Here is a 473-nt window from a genome sequence, read left to right as displayed (position 1 = left end):
AAAGGGACTGTCGGGAAATAAGTAATTTTACTTCCCGCAGAACAAAATAGAAATATCCTGACAAATACAAGGCATTTCGGCTTTGTAACTTTGTCAGGATATTTTACTTTTCTATAATACTGTCTATTTTTGGGCATAAAACCCCCTTGGCTGAAATTTTGCTTTTGCATTTTTTACTATGCTGTTTTCTCCTGTGGTTTACCTTCAAATTTCTTTAGTTTTGCGTAGAGAAAACGATGGTATTTATTTATATTTCTTCCTATTGCAAAAAGCATAAATTCTTTATATACCTTATCTGAAGTACGATAGTTAAAGCGTCGGAAATCTTCATTTTCTTTGATATCTCCAAAATGACCTTCTGTTTGAATAGAGCGTATCTGTCGTTTCAGAATACCTTTTTCACTCTGTATGTTAGCATGTGACTTCTCTCGGAGTTCTTCCCATACTTCATTGATCTTCATTACTTTATTCTT

Annotated in this window: 1 protein-coding gene; it reads right to left on the bottom strand. The window is 33.2% G+C overall.

Features of this window, described 5'->3' with window-relative positions:
* Positions 1-176: 176 nt before the first annotated feature.
* Positions 177-473: transposase (locus SBH76_RS13490; RefSeq protein ID WP_317978166.1), on the bottom strand; the 297-nt coding region annotated here is incomplete at its 5' end.

Source organism: Lachnoanaerobaculum sanguinis (assembly GCF_033242365.1).
Lineage (GTDB): Bacteria > Bacillota > Clostridia > Lachnospirales > Lachnospiraceae > Lachnoanaerobaculum > Lachnoanaerobaculum sanguinis.
Note: the sequence above shows the minus strand (reverse complement) of the source record. Positions and strands in the feature narration are given on the sequence as shown.